General features: G+C 58.4%; 22 protein-coding genes. 13 read left to right on the top strand and 9 right to left on the bottom strand.

Features of this window, described 5'->3' with window-relative positions; all coding sequences use genetic code 11:
- Positions 1–85 precede the first annotated feature (85 nt).
- Both DW349_RS03855 and DW349_RS03850 read right to left on the bottom strand, forming a co-directional pair.
- The gene (locus DW349_RS03855; RefSeq protein ID WP_108126220.1) at positions 86–2,566 is read right to left on the bottom strand and encodes an ABC transporter permease; all 2,481 of its coding nucleotides are present in this window, start codon (positions 2,564–2,566) and stop codon (positions 86–88) included.
- Entirely contained in the window at positions 2,563–3,255 is a 693-nt protein-coding gene (locus tag DW349_RS03850) for an ABC transporter ATP-binding protein (protein WP_198650525.1), read from the bottom strand. The genes DW349_RS03855 and DW349_RS03850 overlap by 4 nt, the downstream gene beginning before the upstream one ends.
- Here DW349_RS03850 and DW349_RS03845 point away from each other — a divergent pair.
- On the top strand, positions 3,254–3,889 hold the full coding sequence (locus DW349_RS03845) for an arylesterase (protein ID WP_108126218.1): 636 nt from the start codon (positions 3,254–3,256) through the stop codon (positions 3,887–3,889). The genes DW349_RS03850 and DW349_RS03845 overlap by 2 nt on opposite strands.
- Positions 3,890–3,903: 14 nt before the next feature.
- On the top strand, positions 3,904–4,416 hold the full coding sequence (locus tag DW349_RS03840; protein WP_232819348.1) for a sugar O-acetyltransferase: 513 nt from the start codon (positions 3,904–3,906) through the stop codon (positions 4,414–4,416).
- 16 nt (positions 4,417–4,432) lie between these two features.
- Here DW349_RS03840 and folK read toward each other — a convergent pair whose 3' ends face one another.
- Genes folK through tsaD form a run of 3 tightly spaced genes read right to left on the bottom strand, consistent with a single transcriptional unit; the run spans position 4,433 to position 6,356 of the window.
- Positions 4,433–4,966, bottom strand: a complete 534-nt coding sequence (gene folK, locus DW349_RS03835) for a 2-amino-4-hydroxy-6-hydroxymethyldihydropteridine diphosphokinase (RefSeq protein ID WP_232819347.1) — start codon at positions 4,964–4,966, stop codon at positions 4,433–4,435.
- Positions 4,963–5,319, bottom strand: a complete 357-nt coding sequence (gene folB / locus DW349_RS03830) for a dihydroneopterin aldolase (protein ID WP_108126216.1) — start codon at positions 5,317–5,319, stop codon at positions 4,963–4,965. Before folB ends, folK begins: the two co-directional genes overlap by 4 nt.
- Positions 5,316–6,356 (bottom strand): tRNA (adenosine(37)-N6)-threonylcarbamoyltransferase complex transferase subunit TsaD, encoded by a 1,041-nt coding sequence (gene tsaD / locus DW349_RS03825; protein WP_108126215.1) that lies wholly within the window; start codon positions 6,354–6,356, stop codon positions 5,316–5,318. The genes folB and tsaD overlap by 4 nt, the downstream gene beginning before the upstream one ends.
- A gap of 225 nt (positions 6,357–6,581) precedes the next feature.
- Between tsaD and rpsU the strand changes: the two genes are divergently transcribed.
- From rpsU to DW349_RS03785, 8 genes are all read left to right on the top strand, one after another.
- Positions 6,582–6,797, top strand: coding sequence for a 30S ribosomal protein S21 (rpsU, locus tag DW349_RS03820; protein WP_108126214.1), 216 nt, complete (start codon positions 6,582–6,584; stop codon positions 6,795–6,797).
- A gap of 40 nt (positions 6,798–6,837) precedes the next feature.
- Positions 6,838–7,284 carry a GatB/YqeY domain-containing protein gene (locus DW349_RS03815; protein ID WP_108126213.1) on the top strand — a complete coding sequence of 149 codons (447 nt, stop codon included), beginning with the start codon at positions 6,838–6,840 and terminating at the stop codon, positions 7,282–7,284.
- A gap of 285 nt (positions 7,285–7,569) precedes the next feature.
- A complete protein-coding gene (gene dnaG / locus DW349_RS03810) occupies positions 7,570–9,477 on the top strand; it encodes a DNA primase (RefSeq protein ID WP_108126212.1) in 1,908 nt (635 codons plus the stop codon).
- Between the two features lie 198 nt (positions 9,478–9,675).
- Positions 9,676–11,538, top strand: a complete 1,863-nt coding sequence (rpoD, locus tag DW349_RS03805) for an RNA polymerase sigma factor RpoD (RefSeq protein WP_108126211.1) — start codon at positions 9,676–9,678, stop codon at positions 11,536–11,538.
- Positions 11,539–11,686: 148 nt separating this feature from the next.
- Positions 11,687–12,643, top strand: coding sequence for a TAXI family TRAP transporter solute-binding subunit (locus DW349_RS03800; protein WP_108126293.1), 957 nt, complete (start codon positions 11,687–11,689; stop codon positions 12,641–12,643).
- Position 12,644: 1 nt separating this feature from the next.
- Positions 12,645–13,154, top strand: a complete 510-nt coding sequence (locus DW349_RS03795; RefSeq protein WP_232819346.1) for a DUF1850 domain-containing protein — start codon at positions 12,645–12,647, stop codon at positions 13,152–13,154.
- On the top strand, positions 13,151–15,160 hold the full coding sequence (locus tag DW349_RS03790) for a TRAP transporter permease (protein WP_108126210.1): 2,010 nt from the start codon (positions 13,151–13,153) through the stop codon (positions 15,158–15,160). Before DW349_RS03795 ends, DW349_RS03790 begins: the two co-directional genes overlap by 4 nt.
- A 242-nt stretch (positions 15,161–15,402) precedes the next feature.
- Positions 15,403–15,960, top strand: a complete 558-nt coding sequence (locus DW349_RS03785; protein WP_108126209.1) for a TMEM165/GDT1 family protein — start codon at positions 15,403–15,405, stop codon at positions 15,958–15,960.
- 31 nt (positions 15,961–15,991) lie between these two features.
- Here the strand turns inward: DW349_RS03785 and DW349_RS03780 are convergent, their stop codons facing one another.
- The 3 genes from DW349_RS03780 to DW349_RS03770 are packed head-to-tail and all read right to left on the bottom strand — an operon-like array spanning position 15,992 to position 18,355.
- Complete coding sequence (locus DW349_RS03780) at positions 15,992–16,183, bottom strand: hypothetical protein (RefSeq protein ID WP_108126208.1); 192 nt, start codon at positions 16,181–16,183, stop codon at positions 15,992–15,994.
- Positions 16,164–17,285, bottom strand: a complete 1,122-nt coding sequence (locus tag DW349_RS03775; protein WP_157954388.1) for a hypothetical protein — start codon at positions 17,283–17,285, stop codon at positions 16,164–16,166. Before DW349_RS03775 ends, DW349_RS03780 begins: the two co-directional genes overlap by 20 nt.
- On the bottom strand, positions 17,273–18,355 hold the full coding sequence (locus DW349_RS03770; protein WP_108126206.1) for a glycosyltransferase: 1,083 nt from the start codon (positions 18,353–18,355) through the stop codon (positions 17,273–17,275). Before DW349_RS03770 ends, DW349_RS03775 begins: the two co-directional genes overlap by 13 nt.
- A gap of 778 nt (positions 18,356–19,133) precedes the next feature.
- Here DW349_RS03770 and nrdA point away from each other — a divergent pair.
- The 3 genes from nrdA (at position 19,134) to yfaE (ending at position 22,914) form a co-directional block, all read left to right on the top strand.
- A complete protein-coding gene (gene nrdA, locus DW349_RS03765; protein WP_108126205.1) occupies positions 19,134–21,401 on the top strand; it encodes a class 1a ribonucleoside-diphosphate reductase subunit alpha in 2,268 nt (755 codons plus the stop codon).
- A 125-nt stretch (positions 21,402–21,526) separates the two neighbouring features.
- A complete protein-coding gene (gene nrdB, locus DW349_RS03760) occupies positions 21,527–22,651 on the top strand; it encodes a class Ia ribonucleoside-diphosphate reductase subunit beta (protein WP_108126204.1) in 1,125 nt (374 codons plus the stop codon).
- A complete protein-coding gene (gene yfaE, locus DW349_RS03755; protein WP_198650524.1) occupies positions 22,648–22,914 on the top strand; it encodes a class I ribonucleotide reductase maintenance protein YfaE in 267 nt (88 codons plus the stop codon). Before nrdB ends, yfaE begins: the two co-directional genes overlap by 4 nt.
- Before the next feature lie 55 nt (positions 22,915–22,969).
- On the opposite strand, the gene DW349_RS17320 is transcribed toward yfaE, so the two are convergent.
- Positions 22,970–23,131: a hypothetical protein gene (locus DW349_RS17320; RefSeq protein ID WP_157954387.1), complete on the bottom strand. Its 162-nt coding sequence runs from the start codon at positions 23,129–23,131 to the stop codon at positions 22,970–22,972.
- Positions 23,132–23,146 lie beyond the last annotated feature (15 nt).

Below are 23,146 nucleotides of genomic sequence, written 5' to 3'. Positions count from 1 at the left end.
AAGCTTGCTCTGACCAACCTTTCAACAACTCGATTTTATGGTGACAACCGCCGCTGTTTTCAAGCAGCGGTCGAATAGTAACCAATCAGACCGATTTCAGCACCACCATTGGCGGCACGCGGATGACTTTGCGCGTCGAAACCACGCCGATCGCGCCAATGACTACCGCACCGACGACAGGGCCGCTGAGCCACAACAGCCAGTGCGGCGTCCAATCGAGGTTGAGCATTTCCACCTGGAAATAGGCCAAGGCAGCTTCGGCGCCGAACGCACCCAGCAGACCGGCCAAGGCGCCAAGGGCAGCAAACTCGATCCACAAGCCGCCGCGCACTAACGCGGCTTTTGCACCCAGCGTTCGCAGGATGGCGCTTTCCACCAGCCGCACATCGAGCGTTGCCTGTACGCTCGCCAGCAACACAATGAAACCGGCAACGAGCACCAACGCCAGGATGAATTCCACCGCAACCGTGACCTGGCCGACAATCGATTGAATCTGTTCAATGATGGCGTCCACTTCGATCAGGGTGACGGTCGGATACTCGCGCATTAAGCCGGCCAATAAGGGCTTTTGTTCCGGCGATAAATAGAAGCTGGTTAAGTAAGCCGCACCGGCGCCGTCGAGAATCGGATGGTTAAAAATAAGGTAGAAATTCGGCGCCATGGAATCCCACTGTACGGTGCGAATGCTGGCGACCTCGGCGCTCACGGTTTGGCCGCCGATGTCGAAGGTCAGGGTGTCACCGATGTTGATTGCCAGCTCTTCAGCAAAATCCTGTTCGACCGACACCCGTGTGCTTTCGGCATCGTCGTCTTGCCACCAACGGCCGGCGACTATTTCGTTGTCGTCGGCGAGGGTGTTGCTCCAAGTGAGGTTCAGTTCGCGGCGGAAGTCGTCGCCGTCCGGTTGCAAGCGCTCGAGACGGTCGTCCATGGCTTCACCGTCAACTTCGCTGAGGCGGCCGCGAATCATCGGATAAAAGGGTTCACGGTCGACACTGGCGTTATCGAGAATGGCTTCAAAGCCTGGCCGCTCGTCTTCGAACAAGTTGAACGCGAAATGATTCGGTGCGCCTTCGGGCAACTGGCTTTGCCATTCACCGATCAGTGATGAGCGCAGCAGCGTCAACACGAACAACAACATTAGTGCGATGGCGAACACCATAATCTGGAAGGCGTTCTGGCGTGAGTGACGTTGCAAATTTGCCAACCCCAGACGCCAGGTTGTGCCGAGCCGACTGCCGTAACGACGCACCAACACAATCAATAACGCCGCCAACACAGACACGCCGAGAATCGTCACCAAACCGCCGCCGAGCAACGCCGCCGTCAGCCACAGATCACCGCTGTACAGCCACACCAAGAAGATGACCGCAGTCGCGCCCAGCGCGAGCGTTAAGCGACGCCCCAAAGTGCCGCCTTCGAGTTCCGAACGCAGCACGCGCGCCGGAGGTGTTTGGCGCAGTACCCAGACCGGCGGAAAGGCGAACGCCAGCAGGCAGATCACGCCGGTCAACCAACCGATCAACAGCGGCCGAATGCCCGCCGGTTCCAGTTCGCGCGGCAATAAATCACCCGCCAGTTCGAGGAATCCCCAATGCAGCAACCAACCCAAAGCAAGGCCGGCGAAGACGACGATCAAACCCAACAACATCAAGTTGCCGGCGTAGAGCCAGGCAATGCGTCTCGGCGTTAAGCCCAAGGTTTTCAATAAGGCAACATGGCCCAACTGGCGGTCGGCGTACCGACGCGATGCCAGCGCCAGCGCTACGCCGGCCAACATGACGCCGAGCGAACCGGCCAGCATCAGAAAACTTTCGGCGCGTTCGAGCGCGGAGGTGATGCCATCGTTGGCTTCACTGGGGTCGACCCAGCGATAGTCGTCACTGTATTCACGCTCAAAAACTGGCTGGAACGATGCCACATCGCCACCGAGCAACAACCGATAACGCACCCGGCTGCCGGGTTGAACGGCGCCGGTTTTATCGACATCGGCCGCGTTGATCAGCACGCGCGGGCCGACGCCGAAAAATGAGCCGGCGCTGTCGGGTTCGCTGATCAAGGCGGCGGTGACAACAAAGTCGGCATTGCCCAGGCCGATGGTGTCGCCAATCTTAATGCCCAGTGCCGGAAACAGCCGCGACGTCAGCCAGGCTTCGCCCGGTGCGGGCGCGGCCGTGACAACCCGGCCAATGCCAAAAGGTTCGTCCGCCAACACCAATTCGCCTTTGAGCGGATAGGCATCGGAAACGGCTTTCACCGAGCTTAATTGCAGGTTGCCGTCGGCACCGAAGGCCATCGCCTGGAAGGTGATCATGTCGGCGGTTTGCAAGCCGGCCGCTGCGGCGCTTGCGCGCACGGCGTCATCGATGGCTTCGCGCGAGCCGCCGCGAATTTGGGCGTCGGCGGCGAGCAAGGTGCCAGCTTCGTCGAGGATGGAATTGCGAATGCGATCGGTGAATAAACCGATGCTGGTGACGGTGGTGACCGCCACTAATAACGCTGCAATCAACACATTCAATTCGCCGCCGCGCCAATCGCGCCACAGCAATTTCAGCGATAAATTCACGCGCTCACGCCCTCGAACAATTCACCGGCTTTCATTTCCAATTGTCGGCTGCAACGTGCGGCCAATTTCGGATCGTGAGTCACCAGAATCAGCGTGGTGTCGCTGGCGCGGTTCAGTTCAAACAATAAGTCGGCGATGGTTTCGCCGGTGCGGGTGTCGAGGTTGCCGGTCGGTTCGTCGGCAAACAGAATCGGTGCGTCGCTGGCGAAGGCGCGTGCCACGGCAACGCGTTGTTGCTCGCCGCCCGATAACTGCAACGGATAATGGGTTTCACGATCGTCGAGTCCGACGCGTTTTAGCCAGGCACGCGCTTTGGTTTCGGCGTCGGCTACGCCCTTCACTTCCAGCGGCAGCATGACGTTTTCCAGGGCGGTCAACGATGGCAGCAATTGAAAATTCTGGAATACAAATCCGACCAGTTCACCGCGCAGTAAGGCGCGTTGTTCTTCGTCCAAAGCGGTGATTTCCCGACCACCCAACCAGACTTCGCCACTGGACGGCCGGTCCAAGCCGGCCAGCATGCCAAGCAAGGTCGATTTACCGGAACCGGAGGCACCGACGATGGCGACCGACTCGCCGCGCTCAATGCGCATATCAATGCCTTTGAGGATGACCAACTGCCCTTCCCGACTGGGGACTTCCTGTTTAAGCTGCCGGGTTTCGATCATTGCCTGGGATGCTGTCGTCATGGTTGTCACTGCTGTTCGTTGTCAATGGATTCACCGCAGCCTGTTGGCGGCGCTGTTGATACTGGCCGTTTTGCCGGCGCGCGCGGCCACCGTTTTGGTAATGGGTGACAGCTTAAGCGCCGGTTACGGCATCGACCCGCGCGATGGCTGGGTCGCTTTATTGGCCGAGCGACTGGGCGATGAACACCGTGTCATCAACGCCAGCATCAGCGGCGAAACGTCGCGCGGCGGTTTGGATCGCCTGCCTGCGTTACTCGACGAACACGCGCCCGATCTGGTGTTGCTCGAGCTCGGTGCCAACGATGGTTTGCGCGGCTATCCGGTACCGCGCATCACCAGCAATCTCAGCCGCATGATCGAACTGAGCCAGCGCGCTGGCGCCGAGGTCATCCTGCTCGGCATTCAATTACCGCCCAATATGGGCGCTCGTTACACCGGCCCGTTTTCCCAGCAATACGCCGATCTGGCCGACCAGTTTCAGCTGCGTTATCTGCCGTTTTTGCTCGATGGCGTGGCCTTGACCAACGCCCTGATGCAGGACGATGGCCTGCACCCGACGGCAGCGGCGCAACCGCTGGTGCTCGACAATGTATGGCCTCTGGTGAACGCTGCCCTGAGCAATCGGTCATCTTGACGGAAAGATTACAAGTGACCGAATTCGACCGCATGCGCCAAGGGTTGCCGTTCAATACGCTGGATGCCGAGCTGCGCCAGCGTCGGGAAAACGCACGTCTGGCCTGCGCACGCTTCAACGCTCATCCAAGTAAAGGCAATTTGCGCCACATTACCCGGCTGTTTGCCGAGCACGATGCGGTTGTTATCGAACCCGGTTTTCAATGCGATTACGGCAGCCAGATTCATCTCGGGGTCGGCTGCTACATCAATTTTAATTGTGTGTTTCTCGATGCCGCCGACATCCACATCGGCGACAAGGTGCTGTTCGGCCCCGGCGTGCATCTTTATACCGTCGATCACCCGCGCGCGGCGCAAGCGCGCGCCAGTGGCGAGTGCCTCGCCAAACCGATACGCATCGGCCATCGTGTCTGGATCGGCGGTGGCGCAAAAATACTGCCGGGTGTGACGATTGGTGACGACGCCATTATCGCCGCCAATGCGGTGGTGCGGCACGACATTAGCGCCGGGGAACGGTTTTACGGATAACGGTTCGACGCTCGAATCAGAGCGTCAGATCGCGCCAGCGAAACGGCACGCGCCAGAGCTTTTGCTGGTCTTTGGGGTAAGCCGCCCAGAGTTGGGCGTAGCTGTCGGTGGTGCCGGGTAAGTGCGCCTGCGGACGAACGTCCGCCAGCGGTTTCAGCACGAAGGCATTTTTCGCGGTTTCAGCACGCGGCAGTTCAACGCCATCCAACTCGCCAACCGCATCGCCGTAGGTCAGCACATCGATATCAAGCGTTCGCGGGCTGAATTTGGGGCCGCTGCGGTTGCGGCCATGGTCGTCTTCGATGCGCTTCAGCAGCGTCACAACATCCGCCAGTGGCAACTGAGTCGAAACAATCACCACCGAATTCAAAAACGGACTGCCATCGAAGCCGACCGATTCGCTTTCGTACACCGGCGAGCAGACCAGTTCGCCGAAGGCATCGGCCAGCGCATCCAGGGCGCCGCTGATGTGCCGGTAACGCTCAATGTTACTGCCCAGGCTCAGCGCTACTTCGACGGATTTAAAGTCGGTCACGGCGTTATCGGTCAAGGAAAGGTTCGCCTTATGCGAATGCCGACGGCGGCGCAATCGGCCACGGCACCGGCTTTGTTGATGCGCAATTCGATGTCGTCGATGCCGGCAAAACGATGGATTTCCTGACACAAGCGTTCGCCGAATGTCTCGATCAACTCGAACGTTTGCTCGTCGGCCCAGGCGCGGATGTGGCGCGACAGAGCGTCGTAATCGAGCGCCTTGTTGATGTCGTCGGTTTCCGCCGCCGGTCGGCAATCGAACGCCAGCGACAAATCCAGCCACAGCGACTGACGAATACCACGCTCCCAGTCGTAGACACCAATAACGGTGTCCACTTTCAGGCCTTCGAGAAAAACGCGATCGGTCATACCGGCTCCGGGCGGATGGGTTCCAGGCTGTCCAGCGGCCAGCGTGCTTTGATGTCGATCGCCAGATCCGACTGCTGGCCAGCCAGCAAGCGCTGGCAACCGGCGTAGGCGATCATGGCGCCGTTGTCGGTGCAGAATTCCAGACGCGGATAAAACAGCTTGCTGCGTTGGTCGTCGGCCATCGCCTGCAATTTTTCGCGCAAGCGCCGGTTGGCACTGACACCGCCGGCAATCACCAAAGCGCGATGTCCGGTGGCTTTTAATGCGCGCCGGCACTTAATCACCAGCGTATCGACCACCGCTTCCTGAAAGCCACAGGCAATGTCGGCCATGACGGTTTCAGGCACGACTTCGTCGACCGCGTGCTCGGCCACCGCCAGACGCACTGCGGTTTTCAAACCGGAGAAACTGAAATCCATGCCCGGCCGGTCAACCATCGGCCGGGGAAATTCGAATACGCCCGGCGTGCCGGTGTCGGCCAGTTTGGACAGCAACGGCCCGCCCGGGTACGGCAAGCCCATCATTTTGGCGGTTTTGTCGAAGGCTTCGCCGGCGGCATCGTCGAGACTGTCACCGAGCAATTGATAATCGCCCAGGCCGCGCACATCGACCAATTGGGTGTGCCCACCGCTGACCAACAGCGCGACGAACGGAAAGCGCGGCGGGTTGTCTTCCAGCATCGGCGCCAACAGATGGCCTTCCATGTGATGCACGCCGAGTGCCGGCACATCCCAGGTCCAGGCCAGCGAACGGGCGAGCGAAGCACCAACCATCAAAGCGCCGACCAGACCGGGGCCGGACGTGTAGGCAACTCCATCGACCTCGCCGAACGGCAGATCGGCGTCTTTAAACGCCTGTCGAATCAGCGGCACCAGCTTGCGAATGTGGTCGCGCGAGGCCAGTTCCGGCACCACGCCGCCGAATTCGGCGTGCATGGCCACCTGGCTGTACAGCGCATGGGACAAGAGTCCGCGTTCGGAGTCGTACAGAGCGACGCCGGTTTCATCGCAGGACGTTTCGATACCGAGAACGCGCATCCGGTCTCCGCAGGTCGAAGGTGGATCGGGGTAGAAAGAAGGCCATTTGGCCGAATAAAGCGCTGCGCAGTGTAATGAAGCCCTGGCGCTATGGGAACCCAGGCTTTACACCCGCCGGGGCGCGACGTAAAATTGCGCGCCTCAAATTCGGGGGCAGTGCGGAAACCGCTGCAATGCCCGTACAGACCGGCTTTGAGCTTAAACCCACAAACAAAGGTTGATTGAATGCCCAGCGTAAAAGTCAGAGAAAACGAGCCGTTCGACGTAGCACTGCGTCGTTTCAAGCGTTCTTGCGAAAAAGCCGGTGTGCTGTCTGAAGTTCGTCGTCGCGAACACTATGAGAAGCCCACTTGGGTTCGTCAGCGCAAAGCCGCTGCCGCCGTTAAGCGTCACGCCAAGAAATTGCAGCGTGAGCAGAAACGCCTGGTCCGTCTCTACTGATCAATACCTTTTAAGCCGGTTTCAAGTGGGTTGACCGACGATGTCTGATCTCAAGCAAGCGATCACTGAAGCGATGAAAGACGCCATGCGTGCCAAAGAAAAGGCGCGCCTGGGCACGATTCGACTGATCCTTGCTGAGATCAAACGCATCGAGGTTGACGAACGAACCGAGGTGGACGATGCCCGCGTTCTGGCCGTCCTCGACAAAATGAACAAACAGCGTCGCGATTCCATCCAGCAATTTGAAGCTGCGAATCGAGACGATCTGGCCGCAATCGAGCGGGAAGAAATGGAGGTGATTGCCACTTTTCTGCCTGCGGCTCTTAGTGAAGAAGAAATCAATGCCTTGGTCGATCAGGCCGTCAGCCAGACCGGCGCCAGTGGCATGCAAGACATGGGTAAGGTCATGGGTGTGCTCAAACCCCAGTTGCAAGGCCGAGCCGACATGGGCGCCGTCAGCAAGATCATCAAAGCCCGTCTGGGTTGAGTTTCATCACTCAACCACATCTCATAAGTTCACTGAATCTACTCACTGGTAAGGCTCTAAGCTTGCGGTATGCTATGCCGTCGATTTGAGCACTTCGCATCGGGTCCGTGATGAGCCGATGCGCGCAAACTTCGGGGCGTCGTGAATACGTCCATCTAGACTTAATTGCAGCGTCCATGCTGCAAATACCCCGAAGCCTGCACCCACCGACCCATCACTCGGTTGAGTGCCCATTCATGTTCGCTGTAGACAGTTAGAAGCTACTGAGAAGTTACCGAGGAACGCATGGCCGGCCTGATTCCCAACGACTTTATCGACGACCTGTTGGAACGCACCGACATCGTCGAAGTCATTGGTCAGCGCGTGCCGCTCAAGCGCAAAGGCAAGGATCACTGGGCCTGCTGCCCGTTTCACAACGAAAAATCACCCTCGTTCTCGGTCAATCCGGCCAAACAGTTTTACTACTGCTTCGGCTGTGGCGCCTCTGGTACCGCGCTGAAGTTCCTGCAGGAATACGAGCGCCTGCCGTTTCCCGAAGCGGTTGAAGAGTTGGCGCGCATCGCCGGTGTCGATGTACCGCGCGAAGAGCAGTCGCCGCAGCAACGCGAACGGCAAAAACGCAAACGCAGCCTCTACGATTTGATGGCCAGTTGCGGCGAATACTTTGCCCACCAGCTGTATCACCACCCCAAAGCCGCTGACGTGCAGCGTTATGTGTTGAATCGCGGCCTCAGCGAAGAAGTGGTGCAGCGCTACCAGATCGGTTTCGCGCCCAGCGGCTGGCAAAACCTGATGCAGCATTTCGGCGACACCGAAGAAAACCGCAGCCAGTTGCTGGCAACCGGCATGACCATTCGCAACGACGCCGGCCGCGAATACGACCGCTTCCGCGAACGGCTGATGTTCCCGATTCGCGATATCCGTGGCCGCACCATCGCCTTTGGAGGCCGGGTGTTGTCGCCGGACGACAAACCCAAATACCTGAACAGCCCGGAAACGCCGATCTTCCACAAAGGTCAGGAACTCTACGGGCTGTACGAAGCACGCCAGGCGCTGCGCAATTTCGACAACATCATCATCGTCGAAGGCTATATGGACGTGGTGGCACTGGCGCAGTTTGGCGTCAAGAATGCCGTCGCCACGCTGGGCACCGCGACCAGCCAGACGCACGTGTCGCGGCTGTTTAAGTTAACGCCGGAAATCGTCTTCTGTTTCGACGGCGACGCTGCCGGCCGCCGCGCTGCGCTGCGCGCCCTGGAAAATACGCTGCCGGAAATCCGCGACGGCCAGCAGGCGCGGTTCCTGTTTTTGCCCGACGGCGAAGACCCGGACAGCCTGGTGCGCAAAGAAGGTTACGACGGCTTTATGCGCCGCGCGCGCCAGGCGCAGAGTCTGCCGGATTTTCTGTTTCAACATCTGCAATCGCTGGCCGATACCTCAAGCTTGGATGGTAAAGCGCGGCTCGCCAGTCTGGCACGTGGCTGGATAGACCAAGTGCCCGAAGGCGTGCTGCATCAATTGTTGCTGCAACAGTTATCAACGCTGGTCGGCCTGCCGGTCGAGCAGATTCTCAGCAGCTACAAGCCGATCAAACCGGTAACGCCCGAGCCCGCACCGCAACCGGCTCAGGTGAACGAATACGGTCTGGCCGAGTCGAATGTTGAGTACGACGCTTACTACGATGACGCCCCGCCCTACGGCGAGGCAGTACCGAACAATTACGCCCCACGCAACGGCATGGGCGTGCGTTTTTCGCTGGTGCATCGTTGTCTGGCCTGGCTGATCCGACACCCGGAACTGGCAAAAGATCTTGATCTGGCGGCGCTGGAAACACTGCCCGAGCAGGAAGGCAAAGGCTTGCTGACGCAGGTGGTCGGTCTTTTGCAGGAAGCGCCCGGCGCCGATCTGTATCACGCCTTTGACTATCTGTGCCAACACGGATTGCGCGCCACACTGGCGCCAATCGCCGCCTCCGACTATTTATGGTTGGAGCATCGGGTGCTCGAAGGGGAAAACCCGGACGCCACCGATCTGGCCCGGCGGGAACTTGAAAAACTCGTGGCCGCCCTTAAAAAGAGGGCTCCGCACGCGGAGTATGAAGCGCTGAAATTGCGCATCAACAATCTGGATCCTTCACTGACGAAGGCTGAGAAGCAGCGCTTCCTAACGCTGCAAAAGCAACGCAAGTTGTGATGAACCATGGCGTCGACCAACACTGACTTCGGCCAGGGCGACCGCCAAACCCTCATCACCGAAACGCTCAGGCTGCTACCGGGCCTGGTCACTTTCGACCCTGAAAGTGTTGGTCAAAAATTGGCTAACACCCTGAATTACGGTAAAATGTAGGGCTATTTTGCCCGCCTGATCCACTACTGAACTGACAGGGTTTCTATGGCTGAAAAATCTCAGCAACAGTCACGCCTCAAAGAACTCATTGCCCGCGGCAAGGAACAGGGTTACCTGACCTACGCCGAGGTGAATGACCACCTGCCCGAGGAAATCAATTCCCCGGATCAGGTTGAAGACATCATTGCCATGATCAATGACATCGGCATCAACGTGTACGAATCGGCGCCCGACGCCGAGCAGTTGTTGATGAACGATGAAAGCAACACCGACGACGATGACGCCACCGAAGAAGCCGCCGCCGCTTTGGCTGCGGTGGAAACCGACACTGGCCGCACCACCGACCCGGTGCGCATGTACATGCGCGAAATGGGTACTGTCGAGTTGCTGACTCGCGAAGGCGAAATCGTTATCGCCAAGCGCATTGAAGAAGGCACGCGTGAAGTCATGCAGGCCATGGCGTTCTTCCCGGGCGTCATTGAAGACATTCTCGCGACCTACGAAAAGAGCCAGACCGAAGAAGGTGGCCGGCTGTCCGACTTCCTGACCTCGTTCCAGGACCCGGACGATTCCGACCCGGAACCGGCGGCCGATTCACCCGACGCCATCGCACCGCCGGAGATCAAAGACGACAGTCGCGATGACGACGACGATGATGACGACAGCGATAGCGACGACAGCGACAGCGATAACGAAGGCGGTCCCGATCCGGAACTGGCACGTGAACGCTTCACGCTGTTGGCCGAACAGCTCGCCGAAACCAACAAGCTGATTACAAAGCACGGTCGTTACAGCCAGGAAGCGATCGACGCCATGAACGCCATGGGCATGACCTTCTCCTGCTTCAAACTGGCCCCGCGTCAGTTCGATGAATCGCTGGACAAGATCAAAGACATCGTCGACACCATTCGCGTTCAGGAACGCAAGCTGCTGCAACTGTGCGTACGCCAGTTGAAGATGCCGCGCAAAGAGTTCGTGAACAGCTTTGTAGGCAACGAAACCGACGAACAGTGGCTCAACAACCTGCTCGAAGACAGCCGTTTCGCTGAAGAAGCCTTCAAGTACGAAGTCGAACTGCGTCGTGCTCAGCGCAAACTGCGCAATGTGCAGAAGCAGAGCGGCATCACGCTGGCTGAAATCAAGGACATCCACCGTCGCATTTCCATTGGCGAAGCGCGTGCGCGCCGCGCCAAGAAAGAAATGGTGGAAGCCAACCTGCGTCTGGTGATCTCCATCGCCAAGAAGTACACCAACCGTGGCTTGCAGTTCCTCGACCTGATTCAGGAAGGCAACATCGGCCTGATGAAGGCGGTCGACAAGTTCGAATACCGTCGCGGCTACAAGTTCTCGACCTACGCCACCTGGTGGATTCGCCAGGCCATCACCCGCTCCATTGCGGACCAGGCGCGCACCATTCGTATTCCGGTGCACATGATCGAGACGATCAACAAGCTGAACCGCATTTCCCGCCAGATGTTGCAGGAAATGGGTCGCGAGCCAACGCCGGACGAACTGGCTGAACGCATGGAAATGCCGGAAGACAAGATCCGCAAGGTGCTGAAAATTTCCAAGGAACCGATTTCCCTGGAAACGCCGATTGGCGACGACGAAGACAGCTCACTGGGCGACTTCATCGAAGACAACACCATGGAAATGCCGATCGACTCCGCCACCGTCACCGGCCTGCGCGAAGCCACGCGTGAAGTGCTGGCCGGTCTGACCGCACGCGAAGCCAAGGTGCTGCGGATGCGTTTCGGCATCGACATGAACACCGACCACACGCTGGAAGAAGTCGGCAAGCAGTTTGACGTGACCCGTGAACGGATCCGTCAGATCGAAGCCAAGGCGCTGCGCAAGCTGCGTCATCCGACACGCAGCGATCACCTGCGCTCCTTCCTCGACGAGTAACGCACTGTTCTGCTAAGCGCAGTAAGTGCAGCTCGATTAAAAAACCGGCCTCAGGGCCGGTTTTTTTGTGGCTGTTCGCCGCACTCGGGTACTATCGATCTCGGTTCACAGAAACCGACCTCAAACAAAAACAATAGAGGAACGCATGATGAAAACCCTACTCCCTGCGCTGGGCACTGCCCTGCTCCTGGGCTGGTCCGCCGTTCAGGCTGAAGACCTGTCCATCGCCACTGGCGGCACCGGCGGCACTTACTACCCACTCGGCGGCGGTCTGGCCGAATTGATCAGCAAACACCTGGATGGCGCTACTGCGGTGGCTGAAGTTACCGGGGCGTCGGTGGAAAACATGGGCCTGATCCATCGTGAGGATTCCGACCTCGCCATCGCTCTGGCCGACACCGTACTGCAAGCCTACGAAGGCGGTGACCGCTTCTCTGGCCGCAAACTTGATGTCGCTGCACTGGCGTCGCTCTACCCCAATGCGGTGCAGATCGTCACGCTCGCCGATTCGGGCATCGAATCGCTGGCCGATCTGGTCGGTAAGCGTGTTTCAGTGGGTGCGCCCGGCAGTGGCACCGAAGTCAACGCCCAGTCGATTCTGGAAAGCAACGGCATCAGCTACGACGACTTCACCGTCCAGCGACTGAACTTCAACGAAACCGCCGATGCGCTGCGCGATGGCGACATTGACGCCGGTTTCTGGAGCGTTGGCCCACCGACCAGTTCCATTCTCAGCCTGGCCAGCTCGCACAACATTCGTCTGCTGCCGCTGAGCGACGCAGAAATCCGCAAGGCCATCGCCGTTGAACCGGTGTTCGCGCCCTACCAGTTGCGCGCTGGCCTGTACGAAGGCATGGACAGCCCGGTTCAGACCGTGGGCATTCCCAACGTTCTGGTGGTGAACACCGCCATGTCCGATGAACTGGCTTATCAGATCACCAAGCTGCTGTTCGAACGGGTTGAGGATTTGCGCGCCATTCACCCGGCTGCCGACGACACCACCGTCGAGTTCTCGCTGACGTCCACACCGATTCCAATGCACCCCGGTGCGCTGCGCTACTACCAGGAAATCGGCGCCGACATTCCTGACCGGCTGCGCCCTTAAGGTGAACCGCAACCGCTGGTCCCAATCGGCCGGAGTCGTGTTGGGCGCGGCGCTGCTGCTGGCACAGGTGCCGGCCGCAGCGCCAGATTCAGCCGGCACACTGGTGGTCCGCACTTCAGATGGCGGCCAACTGACCAGCCTGGCGCTGCCCGCTGACGGCCATTGGTGCCTGCTGTGGCATCACTCGGTGCAAGGCTTCCAGGTGGAAGACTGCTATCGGGTGGCCGACGGCCAGTTGCTGTTGAACAGCAGCCACACACCGGATTTCGCCGCTGGCCTGGGCCATACACCGGGTCGTGGCCGCTTGCTGTCTGACACCGAACACGGCTACCGCATCGTCGATATCGACGCGCCGGTGCCAGCCAATCATTTTCTGTTACGCGTCGGCAGTCGGCGCGTCGATCATCGCATTCAGGTGGGAGCGCGCGTCGTTAGCCTCAGCCAATTGGCGGCCGGCGAACGCGTCGAAATTCAACTGATCCCGCCCACTGACGGAGCTCCATCTCCATGAGCCAATACTCCGCCATTCCCATTCAGACCACCGGCAGTTGGCAACCTCAGGCATTACCGGGCAACCGTTTCAGCTTGACGCTGATGGCTGTGCTCGGCATCGGGTTATCGCTGTTTCATCTGTACGGCGCCGGCATTCAACCGCTGGGCCTGTTCTACCAACGTGGCATCCATCTGGGCTTGATGCTGATGCTGTGTTTTGTGCTGTTTGGTCCTCGTCCCGGCCAGACACGTGGCCCGCTGGCCATAGCGCTTGATACCGTGCTGTTCGTGGCGGCGGCGCTGTCCGGCTTCTATCTGGTGTATTTTCTCGATGACATCGTTAACCGCGCCGGCTTCTGGACGCGCACCGACATTGTTGTCGCCTGTATCTGCATTGTGACCGTGCTCGAAGCCAGCCGCCGTGCCGTCGGTACGGGTCTGACCATCATCGGCGCAGTCGCCATTGTTTATGCCCTGGCCGGTTCACGCGGTGCGCTGCCCTGGCTGGGCGACTGGCTGCCGGGTTTGCTGAGTCACAGAGGCTACTCGCTGGATCGCCTCGCCGCTCAGCTGTATCTCGGTCAGGAAGGCATCTTCGGGTTGCCGTTGGGCGTAGCGGCGACCTTCGTGTTTATCTTCGTGCTGTTCGGCGCTCTGCTGGAAGTGACCGGGGCGGGCAAGTTCTTTATCGACCTGGCGTTTTCCGCCACCGGCCGCCAGCGCGGTGGTCCGGCGAAAGCGGCGGTGTTGGCGTCGGCCAGCATGGGGTCGATTTCCGGCAGCGCCATCGCCAACGTCGTCACCACCGGCGCCTTCACCATCCCGTTGATGAAGAAGCTCGGTTATCGCCCGGCGCAAGCCGGTGGCATCGAAGCCGCCGCCAGCACCGGCGGGCAGATCATGCCGCCGCTGATGGGTGCCGGTGCGTTCCTGATTGCCGAATACACCCGCCTGCCCTATCTGGACATCGTTAAAGTCAGCATCTTTCCGGCGCTGCTGTATTTCGCCACTGTCTACCTGTTCGTGCACATCATCGCCGTCAAGCAAGGCATGAAAGGACTGCCCGGTTCCGAGCTGCCACAGGTACGTCAGGTGCTTGCCAGTGGCTGGTATTTTCTGGCGCCGTTGCTGTTGCTGGTTTATCTGCTGGTGCTGGGTATCTCGCCGATGCGCGTTGGTTTCTACGCCATTGTTGGCTTGATCGGTGTGGCCGGGCTGAATGGCCTTTGGCTGGCGTACCGCCAGGGTCGCAGCGAAGGCCGGCTGCGCCAGTGCCTGCTGCAAGCGGTGCGCGACGGCTTTATCAAACTGATACAGGCACTGGAACTGGGGGCGCGCAATGCGCTGGCGGTTTCTATTGCCTGTGCGGTGGCGGGCATCATCGTTGGCGTGGTCGGCCTGACTGGTTTGGGCTTGAAGTTCTCGTCGATGATGATCGCCTTCTCCGGCGGCCATCTGTTGCTGGCCTTGTTGCTGGTGATCATCGCCAGCCTGATTCTCGGTCTGGGTTTGCCGGTTACCGCCAGCTACATCGTGCTGATCGTTCTGGTCGGCCCGGCGCTGACCAACGAGTTCGGGCTGTCGCTCCTGGTCGCCCATCTGCTGGTGTTCTGGTATTCGCAGGATTCCAACGTCACGCCGCCGGTCGCGCTGGGCGCGTTCGCAGCGGCAGCAATTGCCGGCAGTAAGACGATGGAAACCAGCGTTCAGTCGTGGAAGTTCGCCAAAGGGTTGTATCTGATCCCGCTGTTCTTCGTGTTCAACCCGATCATCATCGAAGGCGGGCCGCTGCCGTTGCTGCTGTGGAACGGCTTGATCGTGATTCTGGCACTGGTCGCCTTTGCGGGCGTGATTGAGGGCTATCTGTTTGCAGCCATACCAATCTGGCAACGGCTGGCGCTGACGGCAGCGGTCATCGCCATTTTCTATCCCAGTCTGACCGCTGAGATTGTTGGGGTGGTGGCAATGCTGGCGTTGTTGTCACTGAATGCCCTGGCGTCGCGAAACGCTGAGTCCAACAACTGACCTCAAACCGCCAACTTGTTTCCCCCTGGGCGAGCCGCTAAACTGCGCGCCGTCTTGGGGGAGTAATCGGCCGGACCCAATTCCAATGTCCGGCGCGGCGGTCAACATAATTGAGCCACAGCTCATGGGCGTCGCACCCAGCCTCCCGGCTGGATTGATGAGACCTAAGGCAAACGAGGCGGAACCGGGCGGGACTGCCTGGTTTGCCTTATGTGATCTCATCCCGCCCCTAAGGAATCGTCTTGGACGCTCTGCTCAGTTCCACCGTCGTGGTCGCTCTGGCCGAAATCGGCGACAAAACCCAATTGCTGACTCTGCTGTTGATCACCCGCTTTCGTGCGCGCGGGGCCATCACGCTCGGCATTTTGATTGCCACCTTAGTCAATCACGGCATTTCAGCGCTGATCGGCGACTGGCTGGTCAGTTGGTTGCCTGCTGGCTGGGGGCCTTGGTTGATTGGCCTGAGTTTCATCGCCGTCGGTTTGTGGATTCTGATTCCCGACAAAGACGACGCCGACACCAGCCGGTTTGAACGCTGGGGTCCGTTCGTCGCCACCCTGGTGCTGTTTTTCCTCGCCGAGATTGGCGACAAAACACAGATCGCCACTGTCATTCTGGCGGCGCAATATCAGAGCATCGTATGGGTAACCCTAGGCACAACATTGGGCATGTTGCTGGCTAACATTCCGGTGGTGCTTGCCGGCAACTGGCTGATGCAACGCGTGCCGGTGCGCGCCGCCCACCTGCTTGCCTGTGCGTTGTTTATCGGCTTTGGGGCGTGGACGCTGCTGTCGTTCTGAGCCTTGAAATAGACCGTTTCCGCAGGCCGGGTCAGTCCGGCCAGCGGGGCGGAATTTGAGCGGCGATGCGTTCAATGCGCACCCGCTCGGCCTCGCTGTCGAGCCAGCCCTGATAGAGCGGGGCCGGTGTGGCGACCAGGATGCGCCAGGCTACCCAGACGTACAACGCCGCCAGCAACAGCACACCCAACCAGCGTAAACCGTCAGTACTTGAATAACGCATGCGGCACAAACCAGGCTAAAACCATGATGGCAATCCACAGACCACTGGCGGCGAAGTACATCGGCCAGAGTCGGTGGAAGCGATGAAGAACGAAATAGAGCGCCACCAAAAACGGCGGTTGCCAGAACACAAAACGCGGCATCGACATCAAACCGCTGAGCAAAGGCACAAACACCGCCGGAATCAGAAACAGCGCCATGGCCGTTTGTCGGCACAGCAACAAGATGCCAATGGCAATAATCCCCAACACCGCGGTCAATGAATAATAGGCCGACTCAAACCCGCGAAAGCCCTCGATAATGACAACCAGGGGATTTTGCAGCGTCCGGTTCCAATGAATTTGCGCCGCCTTAAACGCCAACGGATCGCCGACGCGGCCGTCCAAAAACAGCATAAAGAGCGCCAGGCCCAGCGGGATCAGCATCAGCCCCAGCAGCAGATTCAAATTCTGCCGCCCGAACCAATGGCTGCGGTCAAAACGTTGCCAGCTCATCCAGAGGTAAGGCAGCACAAAAAACACACCCACCACCCGCGTCGCCGACAGCGGCGCAGCAATCGCACCGGCCCACCAATAACCACGCTGCAACGCCATAAACGCCAGGGTCAGCAACAGGAAATACAACGTTTCGGTGTAGCCGGCGTGCATATAAATCACGAAGGGATTCAACGCCACCAGAGCGCCCGCCCATTCCGCCCGAACATCGGGCAGTTGCTGACGCAGCAACTTGATAAAGGCGTAGATGTTCGCCAGCAACAACAGCTTGCCAAGCAATACCAGAGCGGCGGCGGCGCTGATCGGCAACAGCCACATCAGCCCCCGCGCCAGCATCGGCAACATTGGGAAGAACACCCAATTGGAATACAGATATTTTTCCGGATCGGTAGCGCCATCGTTGTAGCCGGCCGTCGCCAGATCGGCATACCACTCGCAATCAGCCAGACAAAACCCGGTAAAACTGGGCGGCGGAATCGGCAAAAAGCCAGCGCCGATCAGAGCAACGGCATACACCAGCACGTTACTGACGGCGAACAACAGCAACGCCATTGCCAGGTCGCCGGTCAGCCAGTCTTTTTGTCGTTGAAATCCAGTTACGCCCGACACCACACCCACAGCCTCGCCGCTTGGTAATTCCAGAAAAAGCCGGCAAGGATGCCAGAGAAACTGGCCAACCACCACGGCGTAGCGTGTGCGTAGAGAAACACCGACACCAGATAGCTCAAACCCGCGCCCATCGAACACACCAGACCGTAAGACAACAAGGCACGCAGCGTGCTGGCATGACGGCGTTGCGAGTTGGCAAAAGTCAGCCAGTTGTTCAGATAAAAATTACTGGTCATCGCCAGCAGGATGGCTAACGCCTGAGCCAACCGGAAATCCAGACCGACGATTTTGTGCAACCCGCCCAAAACGCCCAGATGCACCGACACGCCCAGTCCACCGACCAAGGCATACAGACACAATTCGAACGGAAAGCGCTGGCCGAACCGATGCTTCAACAGAAACGCCAGCAACTGTAAGGCGACGCGGCTGTCGAGTTTGCTTTCACCGGCGAGCCGGCTGCGAAACACATAGGGCACTTCCGCCACTCGAGTCGAAGACGGCGCTTTGGCGACCAGTTCCAGCAGAATTTTAAAACCGTCGCTGTCGATCTGATCGACACCGCGCAGCGCAAAATCCCGCCGCATCAGAAAGAAACCACTCATCGGATCGCTCAGTTGATGGCGCACAAAGACTCGGCTGAGCCAGGTGGCCGCGCGACTGATCAACAGCCGGAATCTGGACCAGTCCGATACGCCGCCGCTGCCGATATAGCGACTGGCAACCACCAGATCGTGCTGCTGCGCCTGCGCCAGCATTGAGGGCAGAACGCGCTCATCGTGCTGCAAATCGGCGTCCATAACGGCGATGCAGTCACCGCTCGCAGCCAAGATGCCCTCCTTGCACGCCGAATTCAGGCCGCGTCGGCCTTGGCGGTGAATGTAGCGAATCCGCGCGTCGTCTGCGGCCAACGCCTGAATCGCTGCCAGCGTGCCGTCGGGTGAATCATCGTCCACAAAGATGACTTCCCAGTGGTGGTCGGTGAGAACCTGGCGCAACCGCTGCACCAGAGCCGCGATATTGTCGACTTCGTTATAAGTCGGAATGACTACCGACAACTGAACCCTGGACACCTATCCTTCCTATACCTGAGTACATTCAGAAAGCGACGAAGAACATCATTTAGATACTTTATTTGCAAGACTTATCGAAAATAATGTGCGAACCAGCGATCAAAATTCAAAAGGTAGCAACCCAGTATCCCAACAAGAGCGATACCGCCTTCAATTGGTTTTGCGCAACCAGACCTTTCAGACAAAAATCTGACTCAGACGCCACCCCAAAATGGCCACATTTTGACGTACCCAAAATGCCGCCTGAACGTTTTCTGAGCGACGCATCAACAGACCACCACCGAACCTCGCGATCAGTTTCTGAACAGCCACTCTGAGGCGGCCAACAGCGGGCGAGCGAGCACTCACAGACCAACTATATATTGACAGCCATGGTGTTAGAGACCACCATATCTAGGCATTTTGGCGTTCCAGCCCCACCAGGGCGGTTCGGACTTTCCGGGTGCGAAAACACCGCCCACAGGGGTGTTTTCAAGGCGGTAAAACAAACGAGGTCAACCGCTTCACTCCCGATGTCCGATGCGGAAACGGCACCGAAACAAACGCGCACCGCAACGTGTCGAGTCACTCTGATTTTTGCAGCCTCCAGGGCGCAGTCGAGGGGCAAACATCAGCGACACTCCGTTGCACTGCCACCGTTTCCCGGCCGGATGCACAACGGAACTCCGGTTCCTTTTTAAAACGCAGCAAACGGGGGTGAGCTGCGGTGGAGCGGCAGTCGCCAGGAAGGTTGGCACCGCTCGGCGCGTCACCACCGGATACACGACAGGAGACGCAGGTGAACACTTCCCAAATCACAGTGGTCAAGCGCGGCGGAAACGCTGAACCACTGGACCTCGACAAGATCCACAAAGTACTGAACTGGGCCGCTGAAGGTCTGGACGATGTGTCCGTATCTCAGGTGGAACTGAAAGCCCAGTTGCAATTCCACGACGGCATCACCACCAGCGACATTCACGAAACCCTGATCAAGGCTGCGGCCGATCTGATCAGCGCTGAAACGCCCGACTACCAATATCTGGCCGCGCGCCTGGCAATCTTCCATCTGCGCAAGCGCGCCTATGGCGAATTCCAGCCACCCAAGCTGCGCGCCCATGTTGAAGCCATGGTCGAAGCCGGCCGTTACGACTCGCACCTGTTCACCGACTACTCCGAAGCCGACTACGAAGCGATGGAAAGCTTCCTGCGTCATGAGCGTGACCTGAATTTCTCCTACGCCGCTGTGAAACAGCTCGAAGGCAAATACCTGGTGCAGAACCGGGTAACCGGCGATGTTTATGAATCGCCCCAGTTTTTGTACGTGCTGATCGCCGCCAGCCTGTTCGCGTCTTATCCGAAAGATCAGCGCCTGGACATCATTCAGCGTTTTTACGAAGCCGCCTCCACCTTCAAACTGTCGCTGCCAACGCCGTTGATGTCGGGCGTGCGCACACCGACGCGTCAATTCAGTTCCTGCGTACTGATTGAAAGTGACGACAGCCTGGATTCGATCAACGCCACCTCGGCCGCCATTGTGCGTTACGTCAGCCAGCGCGCCGGTATCGGCATCAACGCCGGCCGCATTCGCGCCATCGGTTCACCGATTCGCGGCGGCGCGGCCTTCCACACCGGCTGCATTCCGTTCTACAAACATTTCCAGACTGCGGTGAAATGCTGCTCACAAGGCGGTGTTCGTGGCGGTGCCGCGACCTTGTTCTACCCGCTGTGGCACCTGGAAGTGGAAAGCCTGCTGGTGCTGAAAAACAACCGCGGTGTTGAAGAAAACCGCGTGCGCCAGCTCGACTACGGCGTGCAGATCAACCGTCTGCTGTACACCCGTCTGATCAAAAACCAACAGATCACCCTGTTCAGCCCGGCCGACGTGCCCGGCCTGTACGACGCCTTCTTTGAAGATCAGGAAGAGTTCGAACGTCTGTACGCCGAATACGAACAGCGCGAAGACATTCGCAAGAAATCGATTCCGGCAGTGGAACTGTTCTCCACTCTGCTGCAGGAACGTGCGTCCACCGGCCGCATCTATATTCAGAACGTTGACCACTGCAACACCCACGGCGCCTTCGATCCGAAACTGGCACCAGTACGCCAAAGCAATCTGTGCATGGAAATCACCCTGCCGACCAAACCGCTCAACGACATTAACGATGAGAACGGTGAAATCGCGCTGTGCACCCTGGCTGCGTTCAACCTGGGCGCGCTGGAATCGCTCGACGAACTGGAAGAATTATCCGAACTGATCGTGCGCGCACTCGACAGCCTGCTCGACTACCAGGATTACCCGGTCAAGGCCGCCGAACTGGGCTCCATGAAGCGCCGCACCTTGGGCATTGGCGTCATCAACTACGCCTACTACCTGGCTAAAAACGGCAAGAAATATTCCGACGGTTCCGCGCTGGATTTAACGCACGAAACTTTCGAAGCGATTCAATATTACCTGCTCAAAGCGTCGAACAAACTGGCCGCCGAATTCGGTGCCTGCCCGGGCTTCAACGAAACCCAATACGCCGCCGGCCGACTGCCAATCGACACTTACAAGAAAGACCTCGACAAGGTGTGCAACACCGAGTTGAAACTGGATTGGGAAGCGCTGCGCGCCGACATCAAACGCGACGGTCTGCGCAACTCTACGCTGACCGCGCTGATGCCGTCTGAAACGTCTTCACAGATTGCCAACGCCACCAACGGCATTGAGCCACCGCGTGGTCTGGTGTCGGTCAAGACGTCCAAAGACGGCGTTATGAAACAGGTCGTACCGGAAATTGCCACGTTGAAAGACCAGTACGAGCTGCTGTGGCAACAAGGCAGCAACCAGGGTTATCTGAACCTGGTCGGTGTGATGCAGAAGTTCGTCGACCAGTCGATTTCCGCCAACACCAATTACGACCCGGCCCGCTTCACCGGCGGCAAAGTACCGATGCAGCAATTGATCAACGATTTGCTGACCGCGTACAAGCTGGGCGTGAAAACCCTGTATTACCACAACACCCGAGACGGCGCTGGCGCCGAACTCGAGGACGACGATTGCGCATCCGGAGCGTGCAAAATCTAAGTCCTCAAACGGCCTCACCTTCGGGTGGGGCCGACTGCTTTCTACCGGTTATCTGTTTGATTATTCGAGCTTGAAAGTTTGAGTTTGACAGTTTGATTTTCAGCCGTGGCTGACAAGGACACACCATGAGTTACAAAACATTCAACCAGGCCGATTTCGATCCGTTCAGCCAACCGATGTTCTTCGGTGAAACGGTCAACGTGGCGCGTTACGACCAGCAGAAATATTCGATTTTTGAAAAACTGATCGAAAAACAATTGTCGTTTTTCTGGCGTCCGGAAGAAGTCGATCTGAGCGGCGACCGCAAAGATTTCATCGCTCTGCCGGAACACGAACAGCACATCTTTTTGAGCAACCTGAAATACCAGACACTGCTCGACAGCGTGCAAGGCCGTTCACCGAACGTTGCCCTGTTGCCGATCGTTTCCTTGCCGGAACTGGAAACCTGGATTGAAACCTGGGCGTTCAGCGAAACCATTCATTCGCGTTCTTACACCCACATCATGCGCAATGTGTTGACCGAGCCGGGCAAGGTGTTCGACGACATCGTTGCCAACCCGGCCATCGTCGCCCGTGCGACCTCGGTAACGCGTTATTACGACGAACTGATTGCCCAAACCCAGCGCTTCCAGACCGCCAGCGACGCCTGGCGCGCCGGCAGTGAAGGCAAAGCGGCGCTGCGCGAATTAAAGCGCGCTTTGTACCGCACCATGGTGTCGGTCAACGTGCTCGAAGCGATTCGTTTTTACGTCAGTTTCGCCTGCAGTTTCGCTTTCGCCGAACGCTCCAAAATGGAAGGCAACGCCAAAATCATTCGCTTTATTGCGCGCGATGAAGCACTGCATTTAACCGGCACTCAGCACATGTTGAACCTGATGGCTAAAGGTCAGGACGATCCGGAAATGGGCGAGATTGCCGCCGAAGAACAACAGACCTTGATTCAGATTTTCAAAGAGGCCGCCGAGCAGGAACGCGAGTGGGCCAAGTATCTGTTTAAAGACGGTTCAATGATTGGTTTGAACGCCGACATTCTCGGCCAGTACGTTGAGCACATTACCGATCAGCGTCTGGCGGCGCTCGGTCAGCAGCCGTTGTTCGGCGCACCGAAAAACCCGCTGCCGTGGATGGACGCCTGGCTGCAAAGCGACTCAGTTCAGGTCGCGCCGCAGGAAACCGAAATCACCACCTATCTGGTTGGTGCCATTCATTCGGATGTTGATGCCGACGCACTCGGAGACTTCGAGTTGTGAGTCAGCAACGCGCTGATAACCGCAGCACGCGCAAGGTTAAATTGTTCCCCGAACGCGACCGAACCGTGCTGCAACAACTTGAAGATCAGGGCCATCAAATTCCCTATCAATGTCGCGAAGGCTATTGCGGTGCCTGCCGCATGACACTGATCAGTGGTCGTGTTGAAGAAGTTGGCGAGCCGCTCGCTTTTTGCGGCGCCAACGACATTCTGGCGTGCAGCTGCAAAGTGGTGGTGGATGCGACAGTGGAGTTTTGGGATTAAATCGGAATAACAGAACAGCGGGCAATGGCCTCGGCGCATTGCCCGCCTGAACGACTTACATCTCGTCTTTCATCATGTCGTCGTCGTGCATCATGTCGCTGTCTTTCATATCGTCGTCCATCATGTGATCGTCCGATCCCATACTGGAACAACCAGCAACACCCAACAAAGCGACAAAAACCGCCGCCGGTAAACTCAACAGTTTGAATTGACTCATCGTTATTCTCCTTTC

The organism is Saccharospirillum mangrovi, from assembly GCF_003367315.1.
GTDB classification, from domain to species: domain Bacteria; phylum Pseudomonadota; class Gammaproteobacteria; order Pseudomonadales; family Natronospirillaceae; genus Saccharospirillum; species Saccharospirillum mangrovi.
This window is presented reverse-complemented; position numbering and strand designations above follow the sequence as displayed.

Excerpts from the sequence above, each read along its gene's own strand:
- DW349_RS03845 (WP_108126218.1), top strand. The coding sequence starts at position 3,254 with ATGGTTGTCACTGCTGTTCGTTGTCAATGGATTCACCGCAGCCTGTTG.
- DW349_RS03800 (WP_108126293.1), top strand. The coding sequence starts at position 11,687 with ATGAAAACCCTACTCCCTGCGCTGGGCACTGCCCTGCTCCTGGGCTGG.
- tsaD (WP_108126215.1), bottom strand. The coding sequence starts at position 6,356 with ATGCGCGTTCTCGGTATCGAAACGTCCTGCGATGAAACCGGCGTCGCT.
- DW349_RS03850 (WP_198650525.1), bottom strand. The coding sequence starts at position 3,255 with ATGACGACAGCATCCCAGGCAATGATCGAAACCCGGCAGCTTAAACAG.
- DW349_RS03815 (WP_108126213.1), top strand. The coding sequence starts at position 6,838 with ATGTCTGATCTCAAGCAAGCGATCACTGAAGCGATGAAAGACGCCATG.
- nrdB (WP_108126204.1), top strand. The coding sequence starts at position 21,527 with ATGAGTTACAAAACATTCAACCAGGCCGATTTCGATCCGTTCAGCCAA.
- folB (WP_108126216.1), bottom strand. The coding sequence starts at position 5,319 with ATGACCGATCGCGTTTTTCTCGAAGGCCTGAAAGTGGACACCGTTATT.
- DW349_RS03790 (WP_108126210.1), top strand. The coding sequence starts at position 13,151 with ATGAGCCAATACTCCGCCATTCCCATTCAGACCACCGGCAGTTGGCAA.
- rpsU (WP_108126214.1), top strand. The coding sequence starts at position 6,582 with ATGCCCAGCGTAAAAGTCAGAGAAAACGAGCCGTTCGACGTAGCACTG.
- rpoD (WP_108126211.1), top strand. The coding sequence starts at position 9,676 with ATGGCTGAAAAATCTCAGCAACAGTCACGCCTCAAAGAACTCATTGCC.
- DW349_RS03780 (WP_108126208.1), bottom strand. The coding sequence starts at position 16,183 with ATGCGTTATTCAAGTACTGACGGTTTACGCTGGTTGGGTGTGCTGTTG.
- dnaG (WP_108126212.1), top strand. The coding sequence starts at position 7,570 with ATGGCCGGCCTGATTCCCAACGACTTTATCGACGACCTGTTGGAACGC.
- DW349_RS17320 (WP_157954387.1), bottom strand. The coding sequence starts at position 23,131 with ATGAGTCAATTCAAACTGTTGAGTTTACCGGCGGCGGTTTTTGTCGCT.